The 4,315-nt window shown below is 72.1% G+C and carries 4 protein-coding genes; 1 reads left to right on the top strand and 3 read right to left on the bottom strand.

The window, feature by feature from the left end; all coding sequences use genetic code 11:
• Positions 1-1,592: alkaline phosphatase (locus tag DQW06_RS24900; RefSeq protein WP_232833146.1), on the top strand; the 1,592-nt coding region annotated here is incomplete at its 5' end.
• Positions 1,593-1,659: 67 nt separating this feature from the next.
• Here DQW06_RS24900 and DQW06_RS24895 read toward each other — a convergent pair.
• The 3 genes from DQW06_RS24895 to DQW06_RS24885 form a co-directional block, all read right to left on the bottom strand.
• Entirely contained in the window at positions 1,660-2,265 is a 606-nt protein-coding gene (locus tag DQW06_RS24895) for a Uma2 family endonuclease (RefSeq protein WP_013153150.1), read from the bottom strand.
• A gap of 83 nt (positions 2,266-2,348) precedes the next feature.
• The gene (locus tag DQW06_RS24890; protein ID WP_013153149.1) at positions 2,349-3,050 is read right to left on the bottom strand and encodes a metal-dependent transcriptional regulator; all 702 of its coding nucleotides are present in this window, start codon (positions 3,048-3,050) and stop codon (positions 2,349-2,351) included.
• 250 nt (positions 3,051-3,300) lie between these two features.
• Entirely contained in the window at positions 3,301-4,140 is an 840-nt protein-coding gene (locus tag DQW06_RS24885) for a bifunctional 2-polyprenyl-6-hydroxyphenol methylase/3-demethylubiquinol 3-O-methyltransferase UbiG (RefSeq protein ID WP_013153148.1), read from the bottom strand.
• Between the last annotated feature and the right edge of the window lie 175 nt (positions 4,141-4,315).

Raw genomic sequence — 4,315 nt, 5'->3', positions numbered from 1 at the left:
CCCCCCTTCCCGTCCCCGACCCGACCGTCAGCAGCACCACACGGCGCCAGGCCCTGGTCGGCGGCGCGGCCACCCTGGGCGCCGTCGCGCTGGGCGCCTCCTGGAGTCCCGGCGTGCGGGCCGACGCCTCCGTCCGCGCCGACGCCCCCGCCCGGTCGGGCGGCATCGGTGAGCCCTTCACCCTGGGCGTCGCCTCCGGCGACCCCTTCCACAGCAGCGTCGTGCTCTGGACCCGTCTGGCCCCCAACCCCTTCGCCGAGGACGGACTGGGCGGCATGCCCGACCGGCGGGTGGAGGTCGAGTGGCAGGTCTCACGGGAGGAGGGCTTCGGTCTGCTCTCCGCCTCCGGAACCGTGGAGACGGGCCCCGACGCCGCCCACTCGGTGCACGTGGAGGCGCAGGGGCTGCGGCCCGGCACCGAGTACTTCTACCGGTTCCGCGTGGGCAACGAGATCAGCCAGGTCGGCCGTACCAGGACCGCCCCTCCCCCCGGGATCCGCACGGACCGGTTCTCCTTCGCGTTCGCCAGCTGCCAGAGCTACACCGCCGGGCACTACAACGCCCACGCGCACCTGGCCGAGGAGGACCTGGACCTGGTCGCGTTCCTGGGCGACTACATCTACGAGACGGGCGGACAGGGGAGCCTGGGCCGGGGCCACCTCCCCGACCGGGAGGTCCGCACCCTGGCCGAGTACCGCGTGCGGCACGCCCAGTACAAGAGCGACGCCAACCTCCAGGCCGCGCACGCCGCCTTCCCGTGGGCGGTGGTCTTCGACGACCACGAGCTGGAGAACAACTGGGCCGACGACCGCTCCAACGGCGAGGACGTCCCGCCCGAGGAGTTCCTGCGCCGGCGCGCCCAGGCGCTGAAGGCCTACCACGAGCACATGCCTCTGCGCTTCGCCCAGACGCCGGTCGGCCCCGACATGCAGCTCTACCGCAGACTGGCCTTCGGCGACCTGGTGGACATGCACCTGCTCGACACCCGCCAGTACCGCGACCCGCAGGTGTCCGACGCCGAGCGCGGCGACCCCTCGCGCACCCTGCTCGGCGCCCGGCAGAAGCAGTGGCTGCGGGAGGGGCTGTCCTCGTCGCGGGCCCGCTGGAACGTGCTCGCCCAGCAGGTGTTCTTCTCCCAGCGCGACTTCGCCGAGGGCGGGGCGACCGACTTCAGCAACGACGCCTGGGACAACTACCTCGTGGACCGCGACGAGGTCCGCGACCAGCTGGCGCGCACGCGCAACGGGGTGGTGATCACCGGGGACGTGCACGCCAACTACGTGTGCGACGTCAAGGCCGACTTCGACGCCCCCGAGTCGCCGACGGTGGCCACCGAGCTGGTGGGCACGTCCGTCACCAGCGGCGGCGACGGCACCGAACAGGCCCCCGGCGACGAGGTTCAGCTGCGGGAGAACCCGCACATCAGGTTCGTCAACCGCAAGCGGGGCTACGTGCGCAACGTCGTCACGCCCACCGAGTGGACGGCCGACTACCGCGTCGTGGACCACGTGAGCGAGCCGGGCTCGCCCATCCGCGACCGTGCGCGGTTCGTGATCGAGGACGGCGTGGCGGGCGTGCGCATGGAGGGGTGAACCCTGACACGGGCCCGGACGGCGGGTGCGCGCCACCCGCCGCCCGGCCAGGGACGGGGGGACCGGCTCAGCGGCGCTGGATCTCGGTCAGGTCGATGTCGACGGGGAAGGGCCGGGAAGTCTTGAGGCGCTGTCGGTGGACGGTCGGCCTGGTGTAGCCGCCGGTGGGCGCGAGTTCGTGCACGTAGACCACGGCTTCGCCCCGGTCCTGCTCGATCAGCCAGAAGTTGGGGATACCGGCCTCGGCGTACAGCTGCGGTTTGCGCTCACGGTCGCGCAGCTCCGACTCGGGAGAGACCACCTCGACCACCAGTTCCACCGCCTCGGGTGCGAACCAGGTCTGTTCCGTCCCCCCGGTGGCCTGGGCCTGTACCAGGATGAGGTCGGGTTCGGGCCTTTGCCGCGGACCGAGTTTGAGGGTCATCTCCCTGCGCACGCGCAGGCGGTCGGGGGCCTGCTCGAACAGGCGAGTGTCCAGGACCGAGAGCACGACCGTGTGGAAGTTGCGTTGAGGGGTCACCAGTACCAGGCTTCCGTCGATGAGTTCGGTGTGCGGCGGAAGATCCGGGATGCTGTCCAGGTCGTCGGCGGTGAATCCCTCCGGAGGCGGGGTCAGCGGCTCGTACCGGGATCCGGTGGAGGACTGGCGTTCGGCCACAGGGGAAACGGGCATGTCGCTGCCTCCGGTCGTCGGATCGTTCTCGTCACCCACGGTAGCCACGTCCTTCGGGTAGCGACGGCGTTTCCGGGAAAGTCCTACCCCTGGTCGTCGGGGCTGATCCACAGTGCCTCGGCGGCCACCAGACCCAGGGCCTGGGAGCGCTGGGGAGCGCCCGCGTCGGCGCCCACGGTGATCTGCATCGACCCGGCGTAGGGGCGGCGCTCGGCCACCTCCACCCGCATCCCGATGCCGATCTCGATGTCGGCCAGGTAGCGCAGCAGGTCGGGATCGGTGTCGTTGACGCGCACGATCACGCCGCTGACGCCCTTCTCCGCTTCCGACAGCAGCAGGCTCTCGCGCTCGACGATGTGGCCGTCGCGGGTGGGGATGGGGTCGCCGTGCGGGTCGACCACGGGGTCGCCCAGGTGGTGGGCGATGCGGTCGACGAACTTGTCCGAGACCACGTGTTCGAGGATCTCGGCCTCGTCGTGCACCTCGTCCCAGGAGTAGCCCAGCTCGGCGACCAGGTAGGTCTCCAGCAGACGGTGGCGGCGCAGCACCGACAGGGCCGCCTTGGTGCCCGGCTCGGTGAGGTTGACCGCGCCGTAGCGCCGGTGCTCCACCAGGCCCAGTTCGCTGAGTTTGCGCAGCATCCCCGACACCGAGGAGTTGGACACCGACAGGCGCTCGGCCATGCCGGAGATGGTCACCGGCCCGTTGCCGCGTTCCTGGAGGTCGTAGATGACCTTCACGTAGTCCTCAACCGACGTGGACGGTCGTGTCGGTGCGTTGTCCATGATCCCAACCGTATCGCGGACGGCTCACCGGCCACCATGTGCGCATCGGCCCTGTGGACAACCTCAGGCGCGGTACTCCCGGGCGTCCGGAGCCGGCGCGGGACGGCCGCGCCGACGGGGGCGCCCGGCCGCCGAGGGTCGCGTGCTGGCTCCGCTCCGGCCGGTGCTCTTCGACGGGAGCGGGGAGTGGTACGCACGCCGTCGCCGCGTTCCCCTGTCCCTGCTGTTGGCGGGGCGGCTCGCGTGGGGGTCACCCAGGGCGGCGCGCGACCACCGAGAAGTTCAGCGGGATCCTGGGGGCGCCCTCGGGCAGCCGCCACCCCTGCGGGCACTCCACCAGGCCGGAGAAGGCGGGCCAGTCCATGAACGGGTGCTCTCCGAGCGCCTCGACGACCAGCCCGGCCTCCAGCAGCGCGCCCGTCACCTCCGCCAGGTCGTGGCGCCACTCGTGGTTGACGGTCTGCGTGATGGAGTCCGTGGGTCCGTCGGTGTAGGTGGCCGCGTCCTCGTAGACGTTGGCGCCCCCGCCGCTGAGGTAGTCGCCGCTCACCTGCCACGGTTCGAAGTCCATGGCGCCCAGGATCGGGTGGTCGTCGCGGATCGCGAACACCCCGCCCGGTTCCAGCAGGTCGTGGATCGACCGGGCCCACGAGCGCAGCTCGGGCAGCCACACGATCGTCCCGGCGCTGGTCACGATCACCTCGAACGTGCGGTCGATGACCCGGGAGGCGGTGCGCGCGTCGCCCTCGACCCAGGTGACGTCGGCGCCGACGGCGTCGGCGATGCGCCGGGCGTGGGCCAGCGAGTTCGGCGACAGGTCCAGGCCGTGGACGTCCACGGCGCCCAAGCGGGCCCAGCAGACGGTGTCGGTGCCGATGTGGCACTGCAGGTGCAGCAGCGACCTCCCCGCCACCGTGCCGCCCTCCAGGTGGGGCGCGAGTACCGCGAGGTCGTTGCGCACGACCGGGGAGGGGCGGGAGGGGTCCGCGATCAGCCCGTCGACGTCGTACATCGCGGACCGGGCGTGGACGTCGGCGCGCTGGTCCCAGTTCGCGCGGTTCTGGGCGATCGCCCTGTCGTGCTCGCTCACGTCTGGCCGCCTCGCTCCGTGTACTCGGGAAGTGGTGCGCACGGGCGGCGCCCGCCCGCACCGGTGTCCTGCCCGCCGGGGGACGGGGTCCCCCGGCCGTCGGACGCGCCGCCCGATGGTACAGCTCGGCGCGCCCGCCCCGCCGGGATTTTCCGGGCGCCCGCCGACCCGGAGC

Source organism: Nocardiopsis sp. TNDT3 (assembly GCF_003427465.1).
Lineage (GTDB): Bacteria > Actinomycetota > Actinomycetes > Streptosporangiales > Streptosporangiaceae > Nocardiopsis > Nocardiopsis dassonvillei.
This window is presented reverse-complemented; position numbering and strand designations above follow the sequence as displayed.

Coding starts and splice junctions, on each gene's coding strand:
- DQW06_RS24895 (WP_013153150.1), bottom strand. CDS start 2,265: ATGCCCGTTTCCCCTGTGGCCGAACGCCAGTCCTCCACCGGATCCCGG.
- DQW06_RS24890 (WP_013153149.1), bottom strand. CDS start 3,050: ATGGACAACGCACCGACACGACCGTCCACGTCGGTTGAGGACTACGTG.